This is a genomic window from Mycobacterium sp. NGS15 (genome assembly GCF_059813245.1).
In genome coordinates this window covers 229,064-253,807 of record NZ_JCALEF010000005.1, presented here as the reverse complement: position 1 = coordinate 253,807, position 24,744 = coordinate 229,064, and the positions used below count along the sequence as shown (strand labels likewise).

The following is a 24,744-nucleotide window of genomic DNA, read 5'->3' as shown; positions in this document are numbered from 1 at the left end:
GTCTCGCCGCGTCACTCCTGAAAGCGGTATCCCATTCCGGCTTCGGTGAGCAGATGCTTGGGATGAGCCGGATCGATCTCCAGCTTGCGTCGTAGCTGCGCCAGATACACACGCAAATAATGAGTTTCGGAACTGTACGCGGGGCCCCAGACCTCGTGTAGCAGTTCCTTCTGACCTACCAGCTTCCCGCGGTTGCGTACCAGCACCGCCAGCATCGACCATTCGGTGGGCGTCAGGTGCACCTCCCTGCCGTCGCGAATCACCTTGTGCGAGGAAAGATCCACGTCGAAGGTCTCGGTATGGACCACCGGCTCGGCGCTGTCCGGTGTGCCACGGCGCACCGCGGCCCGCAGCCGGGCCAGGAACTCATCCATGCCAAAGGGTTTGGTCACGTAATCGTCGGCACCCGCATCGAGTGCTTCGACCTTGTCTGCCGAATCGGTGCGCGCCGAGAGCACGATCACCGGAACCTCGGTCCAGCCGCGCAACCCGGCCAGCACCTCGGTGCCATCCATATCCGGTAACCCGAGGTCCAAGATCACCACCTCGGGCTGAGTCTCGGCGGCAGCGCGCAGGGCACCCGCCCCTGAGGAGGCCGTCACCACGTCGTAACCGCGCGCCGACAAGTTGATCCGCAGGGCGCGCAGGATCTGCGGCTCGTCATCCACCACCAGTACTCGCGTCACCGGAACCCCCCGGCAGCGGAGAAACCAGCACTGGGTAGATCGACGATCATGGTCAGACCGCCGCCGGCCGTGTCGGTCGCGTTCACCGTGCCCTCCATTGCTTCCACGAAACCCCTTACCACCGAAAGACCAAGCCCCACACCGACTGTGTTATCACGATCGCCGAGACGTTGGAAGGCATCGAAGGCCGCACCGCGTTTTGACGCTTCCAGCCCCTTCCCGTGGTCGGCGACGATCACCAGCGTGCGGTCCTCTACCTCCTCGTAGTCGACCCGCACGTCTGCCTGTGAGTATCGCAGCGCATTGTCGACAAGGTTGGCCAATACGCGCTCCAACAGGCCCGGATCTGCCCGAACCACCGCACCGTTCAAGTCCAGGTGCACCCGCTTGCGGTCGTTCTCGGTGGTACCCAACAGCGCCCGGTGCGCGATTTCCTCGACGTACACCGGCACCGCACGAGGTTTGACTACCCCGGCTGCGAGCCGCGACGAGTCCAGCAGATTGCCCACCAGAGCGGTGAGTTGATCGGTCGATTCCTCCACGGTGGCAAGCAGTTCGGCGGTGTCCTCGGGCGAGAACTCGATATCGGGACTGCGCAGGCTGGACACCGCGGCCTTGACCGCAGCGAGCGGTGTACGCAGGTCATGGCTCACCGCCGACAACAGCGCCCGACGTAACCGGTCGGCCTCGGCCAGAGCCGAGGCCTGCGACGCCTCCTCGGCCAGGCGTGCCGAACGAACCAGACCCACCGCGGTTCCGGCGACCACCTGCAGCACCCGCGCATCGGTGGATGGCACCGGTGGCCCATTGAGCGCCAATGCGTACGCGCCATCGTCCACCCGGAACACCGAGTCGGCCTCCGACTCCCGCGTGGGTGGCTGCTCGCCCACACTCGCAACGGCCGGTCCCTCGGCGCACAGCAGACTCACCGCCGTCTGGTTGTAGGTGGTGCGCACCCGTTCCAGTAGGGCCGAGAGGTCCGAATTCACCAGGACGCCACCGGCGAAGAGCGCCAACAGTTCCGCTTCCCGGGCCGCCCGGCGTGCCTGCCGCGCTCGGGTGGCGGCCGCATCGACCAAGGCCGCGACGGCGACGGCAGTCACCATGATCATCAAGATGGTCAGCGCGTTATCGGTTTCTCCGATGGTGAAGCTGTACCGCGGTGAGACGAACAGGTAGTTGAGCAGCAAGCCGGAGATGACCGCGGACACCAGCGCGGTCGATACACCACCGAGCAGTGAAACACCCAGCACCGCAATGAGAAACAGAGCGCTCTTGCTACCTAACCCGAGCGCGGCGTCAAAGAAGTGAATGAACAATGCGGTGGCCGCGGGCACCAGGATCGCCGCGAGCCAGTTGACCACAAGCCGCTTGCGCCCTTCCGCCGGTACCGACCAGCTGCGCAGCGGCGCCGACCGGGTCTGTCCATGCGTCACCATATGTACGTCGATGGCGCCAGAGTCGCGAATAACAGCCGCGGCCACACCCTCGTCGAAGATCCTGGCCCACCGCGAGCGTCGGGAGGTGCCCATGACCAGCTGGGTGGCGTTGACACCACGAGCGAAGTCGAGCAATGTCTGCGGCACATCGTCTCCGGTGACAGCCTGCACCGAAGCCCCAATATCGTTGGCCAACCGGCGTACCCGTGCCATGACGGCTGTCGACGCCCCGACCAGTCCGTCGCCACGCACCACATGCACCACCAGGAGTTCGGCACTGGATTTGGCGGCGATGCGACTGGCCCGGCGTACCAGCGTCTCCGATTCGGGCCCACCGGTGACCGCGACCACGACGCGCTCACGCGCCTCCCAGGTCTTGGTGATCCTGTTGTCCGACCGGTATTTGGCGAGTGCGGCATCCACCTGGTCCGCGAGCCAGAGCAGCGCCAGCTCGCGCAGAGCCGTCAGGTTGCCTGTCCGAAAGTAATTACTCAGTGCCGAGCCCACCTTCTCAGGCGCATAGACGTTGCCGTGAACCATCCTGCGCCGCAATGCCTCCGGCGTGATATCCACGAGCTCAACCTGCTCGGCACGGCGCACCACTGCATCGGGCACGGTCTCGCGCTGTACGATCCCGGTGATCTGCTCGACGACATCGTTCAGGCTTTCCAGATGTTGCACATTGATGGTGGTCAGCACGTCGATCCCGGCATCGAGGATCTCGTCGATATCCTGCCACCGCTTCGGATTCCGGCTGCCTGGAGCGTTGGTGTGCGCCATCTCGTCGATGAGTACCAGCGCCGGCCTGCGTGCCAGTACCGCGTCGACATCCAGCTCGTGCATAAGTGTCCCGCGGTAGGTCGTCTCCTTGGGCGGAATGAGCTCCAAACCGTCGAGCAGCTCGGCGGTCTTGGACCGGCCATGGGTCTCCACTGTTGCCGCGACCACATCGGTGCCCCGTCCTGCCCGGCGGTGAGCCTCGTTGAGCATGGCGTAGGTCTTCCCTACTCCGGGTGCGGCCCCAAGATAGATCCGTAAAGTCCCGCGCGCGCGAAGACCGTCAGGCACCGTCTCTCCTTCATCGGCAGGGCGGGCCGGTGAGGCCCAGTGCCACGTTCAGCGTGGGGACATTGACGCGCGGCTCTCCCAGGATGCCCCATTGCCGCGAGGACGTGTGTACATCCACGAGCTGTTTCACGCGAGCCTGGCTCAATCCGGTGGCCGCCGCCACCCGCGGTATCTGCAACGCCGCATACTCCGGGCTGATATCCGGGTCCAGGCTCGAAGCCGATCCTGTCACCGCGTCGGCGGGAATCCGTGCGGAATCGACGCTCTCGCGTTGAGCGATGGTGGCACGACGAGTGTTGATATCCACCGTGAGCTTCTCGCTGTTCGGTCCCTGGTTGGACGGCGCCCCCGCGGCGGGATCACCGCTGGCCCTGGTGTGGAAGAAGGGGTCCGCACCCGGCCCAGGGGATCCAGCTTGCGGGTCCACGCCGATAAGTGCGGAACCAACTACACAGCCGTTACCGTCGGTGAGAGGCGAGCCCTCCGCGGATCTGGAGTCGATGCGTCCGAACACCCATACGAAGGACGGGTATGCGATGCCGAGGATCACGGTCAGTCCCAGCAGCACCACCAGGCCTGCCACGCTCTGACGCAGCCACGCGATCACAACCTTGTTCACCAGATCACCCAATTCCCGGTATAAAACGCACGACCAGATCGATCAGCCAAATCCCCACAAAGGGAACGATCACGCCACCGAAGCCATAGATCAACAGGTTTCGCCGCAGCAGCTCCCCGGCCCCCACCGGCCGATATCGGACGCCCTTGAGCGCCAAAGGAACCAACGCGATGATCACGAGGGCGTTGAAGATGACCGCCGAGAGAATCGCTGATTGCGGAGTAGCCAGTCGCATGATGTTGAGCGAGTTCAGTTGCGGGTAGATGCCGCTGAACAGCGCGGGCAGAATCGCGAAGTACTTCGCGAGGTCGTTGGCCAGTGAGAAGGTGGTCAACGCACCGCGGGTGATCAGCAGCTGCTTACCGATGGCTACCACGTCGATGAGCTTGGTGGGGTCAGAATCCAGGTCCACCATGTTCCCGGCTTCCTTGGCTGCCGACGTGCCGGTGTTCATGGCCACGCCCACGTCCGCCTGTGCCAGCGCCGGAGCGTCGTTGGTACCGTCACCGGTCATCGCGACCAGGCGTCCAGCCTGCTGTTCCTTACGCAGTAGCTCCAGCTTGTCTTCCGGAGTGGCCTCCGCGACGAAGTCGTCGACGCCGGCTTCAGAGGCTATCTGCTTAGCGGTCAAGGGGTTATCTCCGGTCACCATGATGGTGCGGATGCCCATGGCGCGCATCTGGGCGAACCTTTCGGCCATACCGGGTTTCACCACATCGGAGAGTCGGATCACTCCCAGCAAGCGAGTGCCTGTGCTGTCATGGTCGGCGACCACCAGCGGCGTGCCGCCCTCACTGGCCACGTGGTCGGCGGACTTTCGTACCGCAACCACCGCAGGGTCGTCTTCCTGAACGCCGGAAAGGCTTGCCACCCAGGTGAACACCGCATCGGAGGCACCCTTGCGGATCTGCCTGCCCGCGACGGTATCCAACCCACTCATCCTGGTGGCCGCGGTGAAAGCCACGAAATCGCCCTCGATCGAATCCTCGCCGCTTCTTTCCCCCGTCGCTTCGCTCGCCTCCGCGGCCAATTCCACAATGCTGCGGCCCTCGGGGGTTTCGTCGGCAAGGCTGGAAGCCCGCGCCGCCTGGGCGAGGGCGTCATACGAAATACCCGGCGCAACAATGAATTCAGTCGCCTGTCGGTTGCCAAAGGTGATGGTGCCCGTCTTGTCCATCAGAAGGACGTCGATATCACCAGCCGCCTCCACCGCGCGGCCCGACTTAGCAAGGACGTTGTGTTGCACCAGCCGGTCCATGCCCGCGATGCCGATCGCCGACATCAGAGCGCCGATGGTAGTAGGGATCAAGCAGACCAGCAAGGCGATGAGCTTGATCGGATCCTGTTGCTCACCACCGTAGTTTCCCATCGGTCCCAGTGCGACGACCGCCAACAGAAAGATGATGGTGAGCGAGGCCAGCAGGATGTTCAGCGCGATCTCGTTCGGAGTCTTCTGGCGCGAAGCACCCTCGACGAGCGCGATCATCCTGTCGACGAAGGACTCACCCGGCGCCGCGGTGATCTGCACGATGATCCGGTCCGACAGCACTGTGGTGCCACCGGTGACGGCACATCGGTCGCCGCCGGATTCCCGCACCACGGGCGCCGATTCACCGGTGATGGCCGACTCGTCGACCGTGGCGATGCCTTCCACCACGTCGCCGTCACCGGGGATCACCTGTCCCGCCTCGACCACGACCCGGTCTCCCGGTCGCAGCACGCTGCCAGGCACCTCTTCCTCGGTCTCGTTACCGTTGCCATCCCCCACCAACTTGCGGGCCACGGTGTCGCGCTTGACCTCTCGCAGGCTCGCCGCCTGCGCCTTCCCGCGTCCCTCGGCGACGGCCTCGGCCAGGTTGGCGAATACCACCGTGAACCACAACCAGGCCGTGATGGCCCACGCGAAGATCGACGGATGGAGCACAGCGAGCACCGTGGTGGCCACAGAGCCGACAGTGACGACGAACATCACCGGATTGCGAGCCATGTGCCGGGGATCGAGCTTGCGCACGGCAAGCGGTAGCGCCTTGACCAACTGGATGGGGTCGAAGACTCCGGTACTTACTACCCTATTTGAGCTCTTGGACACTATAGAACTGCCTCGGCGATCGGTCCCAGCGCCAGGGCCGGGAAGAAGGTGAGTGCGGCCACCAAGAGGACTGTGCCGGTGTGCAATCCGGCGAACATGGGGCCGTGGGTGTGCAGGGTTCCGGCCGATGCCGGGGTCTTCTGCTGGGTGGCAAGCGATCCAGCCAGCGCCAGGGTGAAGATGATGGGCAGGAAGCGGCCCAACAACATCGCCACGCCGAGCGAGGCCTGGAACCAGTGGCTGGTCACCGTGAGGCCACCGAAGGCGCTGCCGTTGTTGTTGGCGGCCGAGGCGTAGGCGTACAGCACCTCGGAGAAGCCATGTATGGACTGTGGGGTGCCCGGATCACCGCTGTTTCCTTGGTACCCGGGCGTCGTGGACAGCGCCACCGAGATGCCCGTACCGATGAGCACGAGCGCCGGCATGACAAGCACGGACAGTGCGGCCATGGTGATCTGGCGCCGGCCGATCTTCTTGCCCAGAAATTCCGGAGTGCGGCCCACCAACAGGCCACCGACAAACACCGCGATGATGGCCAGCACCAGGATGCCGTACAGGCCGGTGCCGACGCCACCGGGCGCGATCTCGCCGAACAGCATGTTCAGAATCAATGCGCCACCACCGGCCGCCGTGAAGCTATCATGGGCAGAATCGACTGCGCCCGTGGAGGTTCCAGTGGTAGATACCGCGAACAATGTCGACGCGGGGATGCCGAATCTGACTTCCTTGCCCTCCATCATGGCGCCGGCCGCCTGTGCGGCGACACCACGCGGGGTGGACTCCGCCCACGTGACAAAGGCCAGCATGCCGCCGAAGAGCGTGGCCATGACCGACAGGACGGTCAGGCCCTGACGCTTGTCCCCCACCATCGTCGAGTAGGTCCGCGTCAGGCAGACCGGGATGATCAGGATGGCGAGTATTTCGATGATATTGGACAGGGGTGTCGGGTTCTCGAAGGGGTGTGCCGAGTTGGCGCCCAGAATGCCACCGCCGTTGGTGCCGACTTCCTTAATGGCCTCCTGCGAGGCGACCGGGGCCAGGGCGATGTGTTGCGCCGCACCGTCCAGCCCCGTCGCCGTGAAGTGCGTATACAGAGACTGAATAGTGCCCTGCGACAACAAGATCAGTGCGACGGCGAACGAGAGCGGCAGCAGGATCCGCAGGCTTGCCCGCACCAGGTCAACCCAGAAATTGCCGAGCTCTCCCCCGGCCGTCGTGCGCACAATGCCGCGAATCAGTGCGACCGCGACCGCCAGGCCCACTGCAGCAGAAACGAAGTTCTGTACGGCCAGCCCGACCATCTGGGTCAGGTTGGTCATGGTGGTCTCGGGTGTGTACGACTGCCAGTTGGTGTTCGTGACGAACGAGACGGCGGTGTTGAAGGCCACCGCGGGACTCACCGCGCCCAGGTCACCCGAGAGGGGCAGGACCCCCTGGATGCGTTGCAGCAGATAGAGGAAGATCACGCTCGCGAACGAGAAACCCAGCAGTGACAGGGTGTAGCCCACCCAGGTCTGCTCGGTCTCCGGATCCACCCGTCCGGTGCGGTAGATAAGACGCTCGACGAGCGAGTGCCTGACGGTCGATGACCCGCCTGCGCGAAGAGAATGAGGGCCTGTGAAGACGCGCGCCATGTAGTCCCCCAATGGGACATAAGCGATGGCGAGCACCAAGATGACGAAGCCGATCTGAAGACCGGCCGCCAGAGCGGAATTCACCGTTAGAACCTTTCCGGGTCGAGCAGCGCGACCACCAAATACACGACGAGCGCGGCCGACAAGACGATCAGCACCGAATCGATCACGGCATTGATGCTCACGAATGCGCCTGCAATCCGCGTACGACGGCTACGCACAAGACGAAGCCCACGACCGTCAGGACCAGGTACCAGAAATCAACCACGCAGGAATCATGATCCCCACTAAGGGCACTACCTGCGTTCTTTACGCGTCCCTGACGGGTCCGTCGGGGCTCTTGACGCGCTATTTACGGGCTTCAACCAGCCGTTGACAGCTCGGGCAGAAGTACGACGACCGGTTCATAAACGCCTCCCGGCGCATAGCACGTCCGCAGCGGCGGCACGGCTCACCCTCGCGTCCGTACGCCTCCAAAGAGCGCTCGAAGTAGCCGGATTCGCCGTTCACATTCACGTACAAATCGTCGAATGAGGTCCCACCCTGCGCGAGCGCCAGACGCATGACGCCCGCCGCGCTATCGAGCACCTCGGTGAGCTTGGCGCGGGTCATGCCATCGGTGAGGCGGCGGCCGTGTACACGCGCCTGCCAGAGTGCCTCGTCGGCGTAGATGTTTCCGACACCGGACACCACGGTCTGATCCAGCAGCGCGCGCTTGATCTCGGTGTGCTTACCGCGTAGCCGGGTAACCACGGCCGATACGTCGAATAGTTCATCGAGCGGGTCCCGCGCGATATGCGCGACCGGCTCGGGAAGTTCGCTTCCGTCGACGGTGACGATATCGGTCACCATCCAGCCGCCGAAGGTGCGCTGATCGACGAAGCTCAGCACCGATCCGTCGTCGAGCGTCGCGGCAATACGTAAATGCTGTGGCCTGGAAATGGGTCCGATGAGCATTTGGCCGCTCATCCCCAGGTGGACCACCAGTGCCTGCCCCTCGCCCAGCGTGAGCCACAGATACTTGCCCCGGCGACCGGTACCGCTGATCTGCTGTCCGGCAAGCAGTCCCGTCAGTTCGACAGCACCTCCAGGCTGCCTGCGCACCGCCCGGTGGTGGTGCACGGACGCGGACGCGATGGTCCTGCCGACAAGGTGATGATGCAATCCGCGGCGGACCACCTCCACCTCAGGAAGCTCAGGCACCCGCCGTATCTTCTACTCTTCCCCCAAGGGGCTCATCGCTACCATCGGCTCTTCCCCCAAGGGGCTCATCGCTACCATCGGCTCTTCCCCCAAGGGGCTCATCGCTACCATCGGCTCTTCCCCCAAGGGGCTCATCGCTGCTAATGGCCGTCCACGCCTCCGCGGCGGCCTTCTGTTCGGCCTCTTTCTTAGAGCGGCCGACGCCCACCCCGTGCGCGGTGTCATTGACCACTACGGTGGCGGTGAATTCCTTGTCATGATCGGGCCCTGTTGAGGTGACGGCATACGACGGTGCGCCCCAGCCCTTTTCCGCGGTCAGTTCCTGCAGGCTGGTCTTCCAGTCCAGACCGGCGCCGAGCTTGGGCGCGGTCTCCAGCAGTTGGCCGAACAACTGCAGTACTACCGTGCGGGCGACCTCCAACCCGTATTCCACGTAGACCGCACCGAGAATCGACTCCATGCCATCGGCGAGAATGCTGGACTTGTCGCGACCGCCGGTGTTCTCCTCACCCTTGCCGAGAAACAAATGTGCGCCCAGCCCGTCATCGGTCAGGCCACGTGCCACCCCCGCAAGCGCCTGGGTATTGACGATGCTGGCACGCAGCTTCGCCAAATCGCCCTCCGGGCGGTCGGGGTGGGTGTGGTACAGCGTCTCGGTAATCGTCAGTCCAAGAACGGCATCCCCGAGGAACTCCAGCCTTTCGTTGGTGGGCAGGCCACCGTTTTCGTAGGCGTAGCTGCGGTGTGTGAGCGCCAGAGTGAGCAGATCGTCACCGACCCGCACACCAATCGCGGCGCGCAGATCGTCGTACCGATCTGCTGGGGCAGAACTCACTGGTCGTCACCGAAGTTGGCGAGCTTCGCCCACCGCGGGTCAATCTTGTCGTGCTGATGGTCGGGTTCGGCTGTGGCTAAAGCGATTCCGCAATCGGGGCAGAGCCCTGGGCAATCCGGCCGGCACACCGGCGTCAGCTCCAGGTCGGGCACGATAGCATCGACGATGGTCTGTTCGAGGTCGACGAGGCCGTCGACGACACGGTGTATGTCTTCTTCCTCGGTGGTCGCCTCGGTCCGACTGTCCGGGTACGCGAACAGTTCGGTGAGGTACGCATCCGCATGGCCAGTAACCGGCCCCAGGCAGCGTACACATTCCCCAGCGAGATCCCCGGCGATCGTTCCGGTGACGAGAACGCCCTCCGAAACCGATTCCACCCGCAGATCCATATCCACGTCCGCGCCCTCGGGAATCGCGATCAGGTCGTTGCCGATGCGCACCGGGCTCGCAACGGTGCGCTCAATCTCCTGCATCGACCCGGGACGCCGCCCAAGCCCAAGGGCCAGGACATCAAGAACAAAAGGTCCCGGCATAGACCTAATATTAACGCTGCACGTAGTCGTGAGTACCAGCGCCGGTACGCAGCTGGTGACGCCCACGGCCCACCGAGCGCAGCGTGCCGTTCAGGTAGTCCTCGAACTCGGCAAGTTTGTTGTCAACGTAGATATCGCATTCGCCCCGCAGCCGGTCGGCTTCGGCATGGGCCGCGTCGATCAGTCGGGTGGACTCGGCGTTGGCCGCCTGCACGACCTCGGTCTGAGCCACCAGGCGCTGCTGCTCCTTGATGCCCTCCTGCACGGCCTTGTCGTAGGACGCATTACCCGAATCGACCAGGCGATCCGCCTCCGCCTTGGCACGGGCGACGGTGCTTTCCTGTTCACGCTTGGCGTTGGCCAGTGTGTGGGCCGCCTCTTCCCGTGCCTCGTTGACGGTCTGCTCGGCGTGGTTGCGCGCCTCGGCAACCATGCGGTCAGCCTGCGCCTTGGCGTCGGCCAGCAGCCGGTCGGCCTCGTTGCGGGCATGGCTGAGTGTCTGCTCGGCATCGGCATTCGACTTGCCGATTACCGTCTCGTGATGCTCCTTGGCCTCACGCAGCAACGAATCGCGGGCGTCGAGGACATCCTGTGCGTCGTCGAGTTCGCCGGGGATGGCGTCCTTGATGTCATCGATGAGTTCCAGGACGTCGCCACGAGGCACGACGCATCCGGCGGTCATCGGAACACCGCGCGCTTCTTCCACAATGGCGCCCAGTTCGTCGAGCGCTTCAAATACTCGGTACACGGCTACACCCTTCACGCGAGTTTCCACTGTTACCAGTGTGCCTGGTGTGACTGCTGTGACCGTGCTAGCTGACCGGTGTGTCGGCTATTTCTGCGCGGCCCGTTTTCTATTGTGCCTGGCCACGCAGTTTCCCGAGAAGTCGTTCATGAACAGACGGAGGCAGCAACGCCGAGACATCTCCCCCGTAGGTGGCCACCTCCTTGGCAAGCGAGGACGAAACGAACGAATAGGCGGGGGCGGTAGCGACAAAAAAGGTATCTACCCCCGCGATGTGCTTGTTCATCTGAGCCATCTGGAGTTCGTACTCGAAGTCAGTGCCGGTACGCAGTCCCTTGACGATCGCGTTGAAACCGCGCTCTCTGACCAAGTCCACCAACAGACCCTGCCCCGATTCAACGCGCAGATTGGGCAGGTCGGCGGCGGCCTCGCGAATCATCTCGATGCGCTCGTCGATGGTGAACATGCCCGCTTTATTGGGATTGACCAACACCGCGACGATGACCTCGTCGAACTGCGCCGCGGCTCGTTCGAAGACATCCAGATGCCCGAGGGTTACCGGATCGAACGAGCCCGGGCAGACGGCTCCCGTCATGCGGACGATTTAGTGGCCGAGCGAATGCCGATGCCGCTTCCGATTTGCAGCACACCGATCACAATGAGCCAGATACCGACAACGAGGGTGAGGGTGACGATCGAGCTGATCGGATAGACGATGAGCACGATGCCCGCGATCGTCGAGATGATCCCGCTGAAGATCTGCCAGCCACGCCCGGGGAGGTCCCTGTCGCCGATGGCCGTGATGGTGCCCGCGATGCCCTGGGCGATCCAGCCGACGCCGATCCAGATGGCCAGTAGCAGAATCGAATTCAGCTCATCTTTGAAGCACAGCACACCAAGGACGAAGGAAATTGCGCCAGTGAGGAACAACAGCACCCGCATGCCAGCGGATGACACCGGCAGGGTGAAGGCAAAGACGACCTGGGCGATACCTGATATCACGAGATATGCGCCGAAAGCGTATGCGGCGACAAGCACGGTGACTTGAGGCCATATCAGTACCACGGCGCCAACGATTACCGCCAGAACTCCTGATACCACCGCCGTTTTCCAGAGATGCTTGACGAGGTCCTGCCCGACACTTGTAGTCATGTCGCTAAGGGTATTCCTCTGCGACGGCGGCGGGGACTTATAGGCGGCGATTCGTGCGGCTCGTTACAGGCTCACGATGATTCTGTTATCTCCTGATTGGGCAGGTGAACTCGAGTTCAAAGGTCGCAGGCGTGCTCAGGCCTGCCGTCGCGGCGCCGGCAATCTTGTAGAACTGCCCAGACTTCGTCACCGTGGGTTCGCTCGCACCATGCCCCGAGTGATAGGTCACTGGGTGGCCATCAATGACACCAAGAGTCAGGCTCTTGAGCGTTGGGGTCCCGCCCGCCGCAAGCGTGGCGGCAATCCCATCGCTCACGCTGCCGATGTTCACGAAGGTCATATCGGCCGCGGTAACGCACTCCACCCGACTCTCCACCGATCGGGCAACTCCATCCACCACAACACGTGGTCCGGCGGCGGGCACACCGGGTGCCGAACTGGATACCGGATTGTTCGCTTGCGCGTCATGCCGCAAGCCCCCGCCCGACGAGCAGCCGACAAGGCACACGGCAGCCAACACGACGCCACCCGTCACCACCGCACCGCCGTAATGCATCTGCACCCTCCCGCCAACGTCTCCGATAATCACGTTCAGACTAATTCGACACCATGATCGGATGACACTGAATCATGTGTTGATCTCTCCTGCAGAAGATTTCGCAGGCCACGTCGGTAGCGCTAATCCCGCCAGAAGCTCCACGTTCGCGCGCCGGTGATGCCCCGCGCGTAGGCGCTCAAGGTGCCCGCGCCCTGATCGATGTTGTCCGGGCAGAACCCATAGTGCTCATAGCCCACCGGCACCGAAAGATCGGCACCTGGTGGACGCGCCACCTCCACGTCGATCGCATCGAAATCCACCGCCGTCAGCACCGCCCCGAACCGGTCCTCCCACGATCGGAGAACGGCCGATAGCTCCGCTTCGGAAACGTCGTAATTCACACCGTGAGTCCAGCCGAGGGCATTGAGCGCGTCGGCCGGACGTGTCGTAGGCACCAGCATCAGCAGCGAGCCCTGCTCCAGGTGATCCCCGGTCAAAGCGACCGCACGCTGGGGCGGCTGCGTGCGCTGCTCCAGCGTGATGGGCGCGACGGGTACGTCGACGGCCGTAGCCTCAGGATCGGAGCCGGCCGATGAGACCTCTTTGGCAAGGAAGGATTTAGCGTCGACCGCATTGACATCCGCCGGATCCGCGAAGTGCCGCAGGTCGTCGGGGTTCGCCCACGGGCGGCGCAGGTCGCCACTCAGTCCACGGGATGCCAAGGGCCACAGCCCTGTTCGATCGAAACGGCCGGCCAGCCGCAACCACAGCGACTGGATGTCCACCACCGCCGCGTTGCTCACCCAAGCCAGCGAACGGCCTGTCGGACTGACAATCAGGTGCCCTTCGGGCAGTTTGATGCCGTCCACGCTCCACCTGGCGGCATTCTCGGGGCGAGGCAGCTGACCCGCACGCTCGGCATGCACCGGCACCAGAAGTTCGGCGTAAGCGGGCAGATCATGCGCAGGCTCGGGATTTCCCACAATCGCGCGCGTACTCCAGTAGGCCTGACCGAAAAGGTACGACAGCCCGAGCACCAGGACGGCGACGATTGCGCTCAGTGATATCCACCCTTTTGAACCCACTCACGCAGATTAGCTGAGCGGCAAGCTTCCCGTTGATTGCGGCCGGGGGTGAAACGGTGGCCCAGAAACTTGTCAGCCGGAAGCCACCACCTCGCTCGCCTCGTCTATTGGTGCACTTTCTCGCGTGGCACGGCGGGCTCGGCTCTCCCGCAGTGCTCGCTGTGCGGATTCCACGGTGATGTTGCGTGGATCGATCCCTTCCCGCTCAAAGCCCCTCAGCGCGATCGGCAAGTAGAAAAACTTCAGCGGGAGGAGACGCTCAAGAACCGCGTAGGACCGCCGATACATGTCCGTAAAGCGGCGCAGCATGTCCTCGTCCTCGGGGGTCCACTCTAGGTTGAACAGCTCCCGCACATGAGGCGGATAGCTACTGACAACGACTTGCCGCCGCCCCACCAGCCAGGGCCACACAAACTTCTTCATGACCGGAGGCCACCACCGCGGAGCCAGGCTGCGCTCCGTGAATTGCTCCAGCATGAGCTGAGTTACCTGCGAGCTCACCAAATGGTTATGTTCGATGTTTTCCAGATACCGCTCGAAATCATCGTACGTATCCGGCTGAGGACTATCGTCTACCCCCCAGATGCTGTACCACTCCTTGGACTCCTCGAATATCTGCTCCTTCACCGCCCGTGGCATGGCCCCGCCGAAATGCAGACGCTCGGTTACCACTATCAAATGGTGATAAAAGAAGGTCACGTGCGCGAAATAGAAGGTTTCCGCATTCAAAGCGTGAAACGTGCCTTCCTGCAGAGTGCCTTTGACGGACTTGTGCATATTCCGAGTCTTCAGCCCGTACTTCTTGGCCTCTTCCGGAGCGTCGTATACCGAGCCATAAATGTACTCACGGGATCTCTGGCGCCGTTTCTTATATATCTTGGCACGTGCGCCGAAAGAACTGTCACCATTGAAAAGAACGGAACCCGCGGTCGCTCTCCCCATCTGCGGCCATGCCCCCGCAATGGGACCCAGCACGCCGCTGCCGAAATACATCACGTCAAAGCGCCCCCAGTACTTCCATATCAAGGAACCAGCAGGAATCGGATGCTGAAGAAGGTCTTTCCGTGACAAACTGTTATCGCCGGTAAATTCTGTCACTCTGACGTCTTCCGGAATCACCAGCTCTGGATCAAATGTTGTCTGCATGATCTTCTTAAACGCCTTGATACCCCGGACCACCACGTCAAACTCCTTGCGTTGCCGATACCCGTTACTTGGCTAACTCAGCGCACGGCCGTTCACACGCCCAGCCTCGGATAGCCGATCGGCTACCCCCATCACACGATCACCGCCATCTTGACTGTGACTCATTCCATATCGGAAATGTGATGATGCTCCCGGTGCGACCCAAAATCAAGGGTGGGACGGACGTTTCGGAGCAGACCGAATCAAGGAGCGTCCGGATGGTTGTTAAGCGTCTCGATCGGGAATCAGAATGGTCCGCGAAGACAGGAACCGCGCCGCCGCTGGGATTGGCAGTGCAGATTAGCTAAGGGACTAGCTTCCCGGTTGATCGGCCGCCGGAGCCTGATCGTCGGGCGGGACAGTCGCGGGGCACTTGCCGGTGCCGACCGGGCGCTGGTTCTGCATCGACGCCAGCGTGCTGTCCGGGATGACGCCGGCGAACCTGTCCGTCACGGACTTCAGGAGATTGCCGGACCCACAGATCTCGTTGAGCGGTGATACCGGGCTGGTTGGCGAGAGCACGGGACCATCCGTCGACAGTGGGCCACCCGCCGCCGTCAAGGGGCCGTTAGCCGATAACGGACCGTTGGGAGATAGCAACGGGCCTTGCGCGGAGAGTGGACCACCCGGGGATCCCAGTCCCGCAATCGGTGCCGGTAGTCCGGCGGACAACGCGTCTCCGGCATCCGATGGACCTATCGGAGCCCTCGACCCTCCCGGCAAGAGGTTCGCCACGGGCGAGGAAGGCACGGGCGGCGCCGGCGCATCCCCATCATCGGCCAGAGCGAGACTGGCAGCAGCCACCGATACCGCGCCGGAGGCCACGGCGACAACTACCGCTCTACACCACATGACGAGCAGCCTAGGCGCCATTTAGCCGATGTGCTGGCCGAGCCAGGCGGTGAGGCGCTGCCAAGCATCCGCTGCCGCGCCGGGGTGGTAGCGCGGCCCACTGTCGTTGAAGAAGGCATGGTCGGCGCCGGGCTCCACGGCAATCTCGTGAACCAGTCCCGCCCGCTGTAACGCTGCGGCCGCCTGATCCTTCGACGAGGTAACCCGCTTGTCGAGCTCACCGTAGAAGGCCAGGACGGCCGCCTTCGACCGTGAAAAGTCCGGGTTTTCAGGAAGGGGCCCGTAAAACGGCGCAGCCGCGCCGAGCCTCGGCTCCCCCGACGCCAGAAGCTGCCAAACCAGGCCACCGCCGAAACAGAATCCCACCGCGCCGGCGGGCTTGCCGGGCACCCTGCGCAGAATTTCATCCACACCGGACTTCAGATCTGCGACGAAGCGCTCCGGCGACACCTTGCCCAGCGCCCCTGTCGCCTCGGCCGGGTCCTTGAACGTCGACGTGCCGCCCTCCTCCGACAGCAGATCGATGGCCAGCGACGAATATCCGATGCCCGCAAGCCGTCCCGCGATGGAACCGACCCAATCATTGAGGCCCTTGTTCTCATGGATAACCAGCACCGAGCCGCGCGGCTGGGCTGCCGGCGCCCATGCCCCCTGGAGCGTGCCGTGGGGCCCACTCCAGGTACTCGGCTCCGTCGCGACCGTCTTGTCCTTACCCGGGGGCGGCGGAGTGGACGCCGATGTCGGAGCGGTGACGGGCTTGTTGTCAGGTTTGGTGTCGCTGCCGCAGGCCGTGATGAGCGCGCTCGCGGCGGCGGTGCCCACACCCAGAAACGCCAGCCGACGTATGGCCTCACGGCGCGTCAGCAGCCCCTCGACATGGTCGGTGGCGATCTCTTCGGCGATGTACCGCTGCAGCGGGGTCATGGGCAGAAGTGTGCGCCCGATAGGTGAACGCGCGCTGTGGATTACCTGGACGGTTACAGAGATCCCAGTTCTAGCCGCGTTCCCCCGTACTTGCGGGAGGTCACCTCCCAGCCATCCGGCCACACCGCCTCGGGCCCCGACGCGTCACGCTCGAGTACCAGAAGAGCCTCGTCGTTGACCCAATGATCGGTCAGGCGCGACAACAGAGCCGAAACCTCCTCGGCAGAAACCGAATACGGTGGATCGGCAAGGACCAGATCGTAGGCACGGTTGGGCGATGTCGACAGGAACGCCGATACCGCAGACTGCCGCAGCTCAGTACCGGGCAGGCACACCGTCGCGATATTGGCCGAGATCACCTTCGATGCGGCGGCGTTCGACTCCACGAACGTCACGTGTTCCGCACCGCGTGAGAGCGCCTCAAGGCCCAGTGCACCGGAGCCTGCGAACAGATCGAGGACCGCGATCCCGTCGAAGTCCAAGCGCGCCTGCAGCATGCTGAACAGCGCTTCCCGCACCCGATCCGTGGTGGGCCGGGTTCCCTTAGGCGGCACCGCGATCCGGCGTCCTCCCGCGGCACCGGCGATGATCCGGGTCAGCTGATCACCACCAGCAGATCCCCACCCTCGACCTGAGAGGTCTCAGTTAACGCCACCCGTGCGACGGTTCCCGCCTTGGGCGCGGTGATGGAGGCCTCCATCTTCATGGCCTCGATGGTGCCAATGGTCTCCCCCGCCGTAACCTCCTGGCCCGACACCACATTGAGCGTCACCACACCTGCGAAGGGCGCGGGCACATGATCAGCATTGGTCCGGTCGGCCTTCTCGGCACTAGCCACTGCGCTGTCGATGCTCCGGTCACGCACCTGCACGGGGCGTAGCTGACCATTGAGGATGCACATGACGGTCCGCATACCGCGCTCGTCGGCATCCGAGATCGCCTCGATCCCGATGAGCAGCTCGACGCCCTTCTCCAGCTTGACGCGGTGCTCCTCCCCGTACCGCAGGCCGTAGAAGAACTGGTTGGCCGAAAGCCGTGACGTGTCACCGTACTGCTCGCGGTGGGCCAGGAATTCCTTGGTCGGTCCGGGGAACAACAGGCGGTTCAACGCCGCCCGCCGCGTTGCGCTGTCGCCATCGAGCTGTGCCGCGTCATCTGCCGTGAGCTCGACCTCCGCACGAGCGGGACCGCGACCTTCGAGTGCGCGTGTTCGGAACGGCTCGGGCCAGCCGCCGGGCGGGTCACCCAGCTCGCCGCGCAGGAATCCGATCACCGACTCCGGGATATCGAAACGTCCTGGATCCGAGGCAAATTCGTCGGCACTCACACCGGTACCCACCAGTGCCAGCGCCAGGTCGCCTACCACCTTGGAGGACGGGGTCACCTTCACCAGACGTCCGAGCATCCGGTCGGCGGCGGCATATCGTGCCTCGATCTCCTCGAACTGGTCACCCAGGCCCAACGCGATGGCCTGCTGACGCAGGTTCGAGAGCTGACCGCCGGGAATCTCGTGCGTGTACACCCGGCCGGTCGGTGACGGGAGCCCGGATTCGAAGGGGGCGTATACCTTTCGCAGCGCCTCCCAGTACGGTTCCAGGTCGCATACCGCGGTCAGTGACACGCCGGTGTCGTATTCGCTATGCGCGGCCGCTGCCACGATCGCCGACAACGACGGCTGGCTGGTGGTGCCCGCCATGGGTGCCGCGGCACCGTCCACCGCATCGGCGCCGGCCTGCCAGGCCGCCAGGTAGGTCGCCAGCTGCCCGCCCGCAGTGTCATGCGTGTGCACATGCACCGGCAGGTCGAACCGCGACCGCAACGCCGTCACCAGAGTCGCCGCGGCGGGCGGACGCAACAGGCCCGCCATGTCCTTGATCGCGAGCACATGGGCACCCGCGTCGACAATCTGCTCGGCGAGCTTCAGGTAGTAGTCCAGCGTGTACAGGTTCTCGCCGGGGTTGGACAGGTCACCGGTATAGCACATGGCCACCTCGGCCACCGAGCCGCCGACCTCGCGCACGGCGTCAATGGCCGGACGCATAGCCTCGATATTGTTGAGCGCGTCGAAGATTCGGTAGATATCCACCCCGGTCGCGGTCGCCTCGCGAATGAATGCCTTGGTCACCGTCTCCGGATATGGCGTGTATCCCACGGTGTTTCGACCACGCAGCAACATCTGCAGGCAGATGTTCGGCACAGCCTCACGCAGCTCGGCAAGCCGCTCCCACGGGTCTTCCTTCAGGAAGCGAAGCGCCACATCGTACGTCGCGCCGCCCCAGGCCTCGATCGAAAGCAACTCGGGGGTAAGCCGCGCCACGTATGGCGCGACCGCGAGCAGGCCGGTGGTACGCACCCGGGTGGCCAACAGTGACTGGTGCGCGTCGCGGAAGGTGGTGTCGGTCAGACCGACCGCCTTCTGTTCACGCAGCGCCTTGGCGAATCCCTCAGGGCCCAGGGCCAACAGCCGCTGACGCGAACCATCCGGCGGCGGCGCCGACAGATCGACCGCCGGCAATTTGTCATGCGGGTACACCTTCGAGGGCTTGGCTCCGTGAGGCTTGTTGACGGTGACGTCGGCCAGGTAATTCAGGATCTTCGTACCACGGTCGGCCGAGGATCGCGCCGTCAGCAGCTGCGGACGCTCCTCAATGAATGACGTCGTGACATGTCCCGACCGAAAGTCCGGGTCGTCCAGAACCGCCTGGAGGAACGGGATATTCGTGGCGACACCACGGATACGGAACTCGGCGACGGCACGGCGGGCTCGCGCCACCGCGGTCTGGAAGTCCCGCCCACGGCAGGTCAGCTTCACCAGCATCGAATCGAAATGCGCGCCCACCTCGGCACCCAGCGTCGTCCCACCGTCCAGGCGGATACCCGCGCCGCCCGGGCTGCGGTAGGCAGTGATGCGACCGGTGTCGGGGCGGAAACCGTTGGCCGGGTCCTCGGTGGTGATCCGGCACTGCAGGGCAAATCCGCGTGGCGGCGCCAACGTTTCCTGGTGCAGGCCAAGGTCGTCCAGCGTCTCGCCAGAGGCGATGCGCAGCTGGCTCGCCACCAGGTCCACGTCGGTAATCTCCTCGGTCACCGTGTGCTCCACCTGAATCCGCGGATTCATCTCGATGAAGACGTGATTGCCACGCTCATCAAGCAGGAATTCGACGGTGCCGGCGCAGCTGTATCCGATGTGACGGGCGAAAGCGACAGCGTCCGAACAGATCCGCTCGCGCAGCTCGGCGGGCAGGTTGGGGGCGGGGGCTAGCTCGATGACCTTCTGGTGGCGCCGCTGCACACTACAGTCGCGCTCATAGAGGTGGATGACGTTACCCGCGGTGTCCGCGAGGATCTGCACCTCAATGTGCCGGGGATTGATGACGGCCTGCTCCAGAAAGACCGTCGGGTCTCCGAATGCCGACTCCGCCTCCCGGCTGGCCGCCTCGATCGCCTCACGCAGCTGCTCCCGCTCGGCGACCCGGCGCATGCCACGGCCACCGCCGCCGGCTACCGCCTTGACGAATACCGGAAACTCCATCGACTCAGAGGCTGTCAACAGCTCCTCGACCGAGGCCGAGGGCTGTGAGGACGCCAGCACCGGCAAGCCCGCCTCACGCGCGGCGGCGATCGCGCGGGCCTTGTTACCCGTCAGCTCCAGGACGTCCGCGGGCGGACCCACAAAGGTGATACCCGCTCTGGCACATGCCGCGGCCAGGTCGGGGTTCTCCGACAGGAATCCGTAACCGGGGTAGATCGCGTCGGCGCCGGCGTTCTTGGCCGCATTGACCACCTCGGAGACCGACAGGTAGGCGCGGACCGGATGCCCCTTCTCGCCGATCTGGTACGCCTCATCGGCCTTCAGCCGATGACCCGAGTTGCGATCTTCATACGGGTAGACAGCGACGGTCGCGGCACCTAATTCATAGGCGGCACGAAATGCCCGGATCGCAATCTCACCGCGGTTGGCGACAAGAACCTTCGAGAACATAGTCACAGACCGTACCGTGAGGATTGAGCGAACGCGCGTCCGCTCAAGTTCACAATTCGGTTCAGACGAGTGTGATCCAGTAATCCCAGAATCGTTCGATAATCGCCAGGATCACCGCGACGTACCAGAAAGCCACCAGCGACCATCGCCATTGGTAGAGAACCCTCGCCCAGCGATGAGATCTCAATGGCCGCAAAGCAATCGATGCACTGACTACCAGCAGCGGAATCGTGACCGCCCAGACCACCATGCAGTACGGGCACAGCGCGCCGATCCGATACAGACTCTGGAACATCAACCAATGGACGAAGACGGCCCCCAGCAGGCTTCCGATCGCCAGACCGCCCCAGTACCAGCGCGGCAGCTCCACCCCGGCGACCGCCAGCACACCCGTCACCAGCACCACCGTGAATGCCACGATGCCGATGAGCGAGTTGGGGAATCCGAAGGCGGAGGCCTGCTCGGTCGTCATCACCGAACCACAGGAAATGACCGGGTTCAGGCTGCAGGACGGGACATACGCCGGGTCGAGCAGGATCTCGATCTTCTCGATGGTGAGGGCCAGCGCGGCGGCCAGCCCGGCCGCTCCGGCGGCCAGGACGTACCAGGCAGTCGCGGGGCGGACCGTCACGTCAGGCCCGGAACAGGTCCGGTGATGTCCGTGACGGCCTTGATCAGATCTGCCGGCTTGGTGTCTCTCCCGATCTCCCAGTCCTTGCCGTTGATCCGGATTGTCGGCGTGGCCTGGATGTTGAGCTTCGGACCGAGCTCCTTGACCATGTTGATGTACTTCTTGTCCTTGATGCACTTGGATACCGCATCGGACGCGCCCACGGCCTTGGCTTGATCGATCAACCACTTGTCGTCGTGCCAGGTCTTGGCGTTGACCTCATCGGGCTGCTTGTTCGGGTCGTAGAGCACGGAGTGGAATTTGAGGAACAGCTCGTCGGACTGGTCGGCCACGCAGTAGGCCGCCGCCGACGCCCGTGATGAATAGTCACGTTTGAGCCGGGGCACATCCAGGATCCCGACCATGTTGAAGTCGGCCCGCACCGCACCGGTATCGATGAGCTTCTTGACGGTGGGCCCGAATTCCTGCTCGAACATGGCGCACGCCGGGCAGATCGGATCCTCGATCAGCGTGAGAACGACCTTGGGGTCGGTGGTTCCCTCTTTGGTGATGAGCTTGGCCGGCCCCGGGGTGACCACCTCGATCGCCTTGACCTCACCCGCGGGCGGAGCGGGCGGCCCCGGGTCCTTCTTGTTCTTGACGACGATGAAACCGACCAGCCCCGCGGCGAACAACACGACGATCGCCGTGAGCGCGATTTGAATCAGCTGGCTTCGGCGCTGCTCCGCCTTCTTGAGGTCGTAGCTAGGAGGTTGCTTCGGTTTGGCCACGCGCACAGCCTACCGGGCAGAAATTAGCGAGACAGGTGTGCGCGCAGCGCCGAGGTCAGCTCGTCCACGGCCGCCGCTGGCGCCCCGCGCAGCCGGGCCATGTTGTAGAAGCCGTGAATCAGCGAACCCTGTACCCGCAGGTCCACCGGCACTCCGGCGGCCCGCAGCTTCTCCGCATACTCGTTGCCTTCATCGCGCAGCGGGTCGAAACCGGCGGTCGTGATGAGCGCCGGCGGCAGCCCCGCCAGGTCTGCGGCCAGAATCGGTGACACTTGGGGGTCGGACTTGTCCACATCGGACCCGTCGAAATAGTGACCTTCGAACATGTCCATGGCCGCCTTGGTGAGGAAGAAGCCCTCGGCGAAGAGATCACGGGACGGCCGGCGCACCGTGAAATCGACGGCCGGATAAATCAGGAACTGCAGCAGCGGCAGCTGTGCCCCGGTGTCACGCGCCTGCTGTGAAACGACGGCGGCGAGATTGCCGCCGGCGCTGTCACCGCCCACCGCGACCCTGTCGGGTGCGGCGCCGAGTTCGCCGGCATGCTCGACGGCCCACAGATAGGCCGCCAGACAGTCCTCGGCCGCGGCAGGCGCCGGATGTTCAGGAGCCAGCCGGTAGTCGACCGACAACACCGGCACACCTGCATCACGACAAGTCTGTCGACAGGCCTGGTCATGTGTCTCCAGATCTCCGATCACCCAGCCGCCGCCGTGGAAGAACACCAGCACGGCACCGGTGTTCTCGACGACGGGGCGGTAGTGCCGAACCGGGATGGGTCCGGCAGGGCCGGGAATAGAGAAGTTGCGCACCTGCCCGACGGGGGTGCTGAACGAAAGCAGCGCCGACTGCTTTCGGATGTTGGCGCGACTCGCTTCGACATCGTCGCCCTTGGTGATCTCGCCCTCCCCCATGAGCTCCATTCCGCGCAACAGCAGCTGGGTCGACGGGTCAAGGATGTTGCCATCGACGATCACCTGGCGACCGGCCATGGCTCGTCGAATTACCAGGGGAATGTGCGGTGTCGCGGCGGTGCTGACACGCAGGGCGAGGTCGCGTAAAGGGCTCACGACGTAACCGTAGCGAGTACTCCTAGGCTGCCGGTATGGATATCGGCATTGCCCTGCCCTTCATGTGCCGGCACTACACCCGCGAGTCGACGATCACCTGGGCCCGCCTCGCCGAGGAGGGATCGTTCTCCACGATCTCCTCCGGTGAGCGGATCTCATATCACAACCAGGAGATGTGGGTGACGCTCGCGGCGGCCGCGGCAGTCACCGAACGCATCCGGATACTCGCGAATGTCTCTGTGCTGCCAGCGCATCCGGTGCCGTTGGTCGCGAAACAAGCCGCGACGCTGGATGTGCTGTCCGAGGGCCGGTTCACCCTGGGCGTGGGTGTTGGCGGACGTGAACACGACTACCGGTCGTTGGACGCATCCTTCGATCGACGCCACCAGCGCCTCGATGACCAGGTGGCCGAGCTGCGGCGGCTCTGGCGGGGTGAACCCCCGTTCGAGGGCGCCGACCCGGTGGGCCCCGCACCTGTTCAGGCCGGCGGCCCTCCCATCGTCGCGGCCGCAATCGGTCCGAAATCGCTGGCCCGCGCGGCACAGTGGGCCGACGGCATCACCGGTTTCAGCGTTTCCGGGGCGCCCTCCGAGCTTGCCTACTCCACCGGGGCCGCACGCGCGGCATGGCAGGAGGCCGGTCACACCGAACCACCACTGCTGTCGAGCGGGTGCTTCTACACACTGGGCATCCGCGATGCCGAGTCCGAACTCAAACAGTTCACCAGCGATTACCTCGCGATCTTCGGACCTCAGATAGCCGAGAACGTTCCGAAGACGTTGACCAACTTCGGGGCCGACGCACTTAACCGCACCCTCGATGGAGCCGAGGAGGCGGGGCTCGACGAATTCATCCTCGTGCCGGGGGCGTCCGATATCGCGGTGATCGAGGCGACGATCGAACTTATCCAGACGCGGTAACCGATTCCGCGGGTGAATTAATGGCCCGCGCCGCGAAATCGGCGGCCTGGTTGGTCATCCCGTTGTCTCCGTACGAGCCGTGCGCGGTGTTGTCGCTGCCATCCGGGGAACAAATCGGGTCCTCGGGGACGCACATGTCGACAGTCTTCGCCGCGTAGAGGTGCCCAATATTGATCGGAGGGGCCGTGTTGTCGATGCGTTGCAGGAATCCGGTGGACGGCTTGCCGAACAGCGCCACCGCCGCGACATGGTCGGCCACCTCAGGCGGCATCGGCCCGGTGATCCCCTCCGGCAGCTCGAAGCCCGGGGGGACCACGTCTGCCGTGGTGTAGGCGACGACGGCCGCACCCTGCGAGAAACCGCCCAGCACGATCTTGGTGTTCGGGCACCGCGCAGCGACGTCCTTGACGCGGTTACTGGCATCGATGACGCCATCAGCCGCCGTGGCAAAGGCCAAGGACGCGGGATATTCGACGGGATAGACCTCCACCGACTTGCCCTTGGTGCGCGCACGCAGCGCGCTGACGAATGCTTCGCCGGTGCCGCCGACGCCCGGGGGCTCAAAGGTGCCCCGCGCGAACACGATCTCAACGTCGGGGCACGCAGCCGCTGCCGCGGACGGAACACCGACGGGCGAACTAAACAGTGCGCACGCCACCGCGACGGCGAGTAGCCAGCCCCACTGAACTCTCTTCATTCACAACCACCACCTGTTCGCGCTCCCGTCCCTGTTTACCACAGATTCAACGGTTGTGGACAGGTCTGCGCTGCCTCACGGATGACT

At 64.1% G+C, this 24,744-nt stretch carries 24 protein-coding genes; 1 reads left to right on the top strand and 23 read right to left on the bottom strand.

The annotated features are described in order from the left end of the window. Window positions 1-11: 11 nt before the first annotated feature. From AC5Y5C_RS15690 to AC5Y5C_RS15585, 22 genes are all read right to left on the bottom strand, one after another. Complete coding sequence (locus AC5Y5C_RS15690) at window positions 12-686, bottom strand: response regulator (protein WP_499973745.1); 675 nt, start codon at window positions 684-686, stop codon at window positions 12-14. Then, window positions 683-3,193, bottom strand: a complete 2,511-nt coding sequence (locus AC5Y5C_RS15685; RefSeq protein WP_499973743.1) for a DUF4118 domain-containing protein — start codon at window positions 3,191-3,193, stop codon at window positions 683-685. Before AC5Y5C_RS15685 ends, AC5Y5C_RS15690 begins: the two co-directional genes overlap by 4 nt. A 10-nt stretch (window positions 3,194-3,203) precedes the next feature. Next, complete coding sequence (locus AC5Y5C_RS15680) at window positions 3,204-3,812, bottom strand: potassium-transporting ATPase subunit C (protein ID WP_499973741.1); 609 nt, start codon at window positions 3,810-3,812, stop codon at window positions 3,204-3,206. A gap of 4 nt (window positions 3,813-3,816) precedes the next feature. Further along, the gene (gene kdpB / locus AC5Y5C_RS15675) at window positions 3,817-5,901 is read right to left on the bottom strand and encodes a potassium-transporting ATPase subunit KdpB (RefSeq protein ID WP_499973740.1); all 2,085 of its coding nucleotides are present in this window, start codon (window positions 5,899-5,901) and stop codon (window positions 3,817-3,819) included. Beyond that, the gene (gene kdpA / locus AC5Y5C_RS15670) at window positions 5,901-7,619 is read right to left on the bottom strand and encodes a potassium-transporting ATPase subunit KdpA (protein WP_499973738.1); all 1,719 of its coding nucleotides are present in this window, start codon (window positions 7,617-7,619) and stop codon (window positions 5,901-5,903) included. The genes kdpB and kdpA overlap by 1 nt, the downstream gene beginning before the upstream one ends. Window positions 7,620-7,621: 2 nt before the next feature. Next, the gene (kdpF, locus tag AC5Y5C_RS15665) at window positions 7,622-7,720 is read right to left on the bottom strand and encodes a K(+)-transporting ATPase subunit F (RefSeq protein ID WP_499973737.1); all 99 of its coding nucleotides are present in this window, start codon (window positions 7,718-7,720) and stop codon (window positions 7,622-7,624) included. 163 nt (window positions 7,721-7,883) lie between these two features. Further along, window positions 7,884-8,738, bottom strand: a complete 855-nt coding sequence (gene mutM, locus AC5Y5C_RS15660; RefSeq protein ID WP_499973736.1) for a bifunctional DNA-formamidopyrimidine glycosylase/DNA-(apurinic or apyrimidinic site) lyase — start codon at window positions 8,736-8,738, stop codon at window positions 7,884-7,886. Then, window positions 8,731-9,540 (bottom strand): ribonuclease III, encoded by an 810-nt coding sequence (gene rnc, locus AC5Y5C_RS15655; RefSeq protein WP_499974593.1) that lies wholly within the window; start codon window positions 9,538-9,540, stop codon window positions 8,731-8,733. The genes mutM and rnc overlap by 8 nt, the downstream gene beginning before the upstream one ends. Window positions 9,541-9,569: 29 nt before the next feature. Next, a complete protein-coding gene (locus AC5Y5C_RS15650) occupies window positions 9,570-10,106 on the bottom strand; it encodes a YceD family protein (protein WP_499973734.1) in 537 nt (178 codons plus the stop codon). A 10-nt stretch (window positions 10,107-10,116) separates the two neighbouring features. Then, a complete protein-coding gene (gene sepIVA, locus AC5Y5C_RS15645) occupies window positions 10,117-10,854 on the bottom strand; it encodes a cell division protein SepIVA (RefSeq protein WP_499973732.1) in 738 nt (245 codons plus the stop codon). A 106-nt stretch (window positions 10,855-10,960) separates the two neighbouring features. Next, entirely contained in the window at window positions 10,961-11,446 is a 486-nt protein-coding gene (coaD, locus tag AC5Y5C_RS15640; protein ID WP_499973731.1) for a pantetheine-phosphate adenylyltransferase, read from the bottom strand. After that, complete coding sequence (locus AC5Y5C_RS15635; RefSeq protein WP_499973728.1) at window positions 11,443-12,003, bottom strand: HdeD family acid-resistance protein; 561 nt, start codon at window positions 12,001-12,003, stop codon at window positions 11,443-11,445. Before AC5Y5C_RS15635 ends, coaD begins: the two co-directional genes overlap by 4 nt. An 85-nt stretch (window positions 12,004-12,088) precedes the next feature. Then, complete coding sequence (locus AC5Y5C_RS15630) at window positions 12,089-12,559, bottom strand: lipoprotein LpqH (RefSeq protein WP_499974591.1); 471 nt, start codon at window positions 12,557-12,559, stop codon at window positions 12,089-12,091. A 122-nt stretch (window positions 12,560-12,681) separates the two neighbouring features. Then, a complete protein-coding gene (locus AC5Y5C_RS15625; RefSeq protein ID WP_499974588.1) occupies window positions 12,682-13,593 on the bottom strand; it encodes a DUF4253 domain-containing protein in 912 nt (303 codons plus the stop codon). A gap of 105 nt (window positions 13,594-13,698) precedes the next feature. Then, a complete protein-coding gene (locus AC5Y5C_RS15620; RefSeq protein ID WP_499974586.1) occupies window positions 13,699-14,772 on the bottom strand; it encodes an oxygenase MpaB family protein in 1,074 nt (357 codons plus the stop codon). Between the two features lie 351 nt (window positions 14,773-15,123). Beyond that, entirely contained in the window at window positions 15,124-15,663 is a 540-nt protein-coding gene (locus tag AC5Y5C_RS15615) for a hypothetical protein (protein WP_499973726.1), read from the bottom strand. 21 nt (window positions 15,664-15,684) lie between these two features. Further along, on the bottom strand, window positions 15,685-16,587 hold the full coding sequence (locus AC5Y5C_RS15610) for a dienelactone hydrolase family protein (RefSeq protein WP_499973724.1): 903 nt from the start codon (window positions 16,585-16,587) through the stop codon (window positions 15,685-15,687). A 53-nt stretch (window positions 16,588-16,640) separates the two neighbouring features. After that, a complete protein-coding gene (gene rsmD, locus AC5Y5C_RS15605) occupies window positions 16,641-17,186 on the bottom strand; it encodes a 16S rRNA (guanine(966)-N(2))-methyltransferase RsmD (protein ID WP_499974585.1) in 546 nt (181 codons plus the stop codon). Further along, window positions 17,183-20,569 (bottom strand): pyruvate carboxylase, encoded by a 3,387-nt coding sequence (locus AC5Y5C_RS15600; RefSeq protein ID WP_499973722.1) that lies wholly within the window; start codon window positions 20,567-20,569, stop codon window positions 17,183-17,185. Before AC5Y5C_RS15600 ends, rsmD begins: the two co-directional genes overlap by 4 nt. A 61-nt stretch (window positions 20,570-20,630) precedes the next feature. Continuing rightward, window positions 20,631-21,200, bottom strand: a complete 570-nt coding sequence (locus AC5Y5C_RS15595) for a vitamin K epoxide reductase family protein (RefSeq protein ID WP_499973721.1) — start codon at window positions 21,198-21,200, stop codon at window positions 20,631-20,633. After that, window positions 21,197-21,970 (bottom strand): DsbA family protein, encoded by a 774-nt coding sequence (locus tag AC5Y5C_RS15590; protein ID WP_499973719.1) that lies wholly within the window; start codon window positions 21,968-21,970, stop codon window positions 21,197-21,199. Before AC5Y5C_RS15590 ends, AC5Y5C_RS15595 begins: the two co-directional genes overlap by 4 nt. Window positions 21,971-21,993: 23 nt before the next feature. After that, the gene (locus AC5Y5C_RS15585) at window positions 21,994-23,040 is read right to left on the bottom strand and encodes an alpha/beta hydrolase (RefSeq protein WP_499973717.1); all 1,047 of its coding nucleotides are present in this window, start codon (window positions 23,038-23,040) and stop codon (window positions 21,994-21,996) included. A gap of 35 nt (window positions 23,041-23,075) precedes the next feature. On the opposite strand from AC5Y5C_RS15585, the gene AC5Y5C_RS15580 reads away from it, so the two are divergent. Beyond that, window positions 23,076-23,960 (top strand): LLM class flavin-dependent oxidoreductase, encoded by an 885-nt coding sequence (locus AC5Y5C_RS15580; protein ID WP_499973715.1) that lies wholly within the window; start codon window positions 23,076-23,078, stop codon window positions 23,958-23,960. On the opposite strand, the gene AC5Y5C_RS15575 is transcribed toward AC5Y5C_RS15580, so the two are convergent. Then, window positions 23,944-24,657 carry a cutinase family protein gene (locus AC5Y5C_RS15575; RefSeq protein ID WP_499973714.1) on the bottom strand — a complete coding sequence of 238 codons (714 nt, stop codon included), beginning with the start codon at window positions 24,655-24,657 and terminating at the stop codon, window positions 23,944-23,946. The two genes, AC5Y5C_RS15580 and AC5Y5C_RS15575, sit on opposite strands and share 17 nt — an antisense overlap. Window positions 24,658-24,744: the final 87 nt, after the last annotated feature.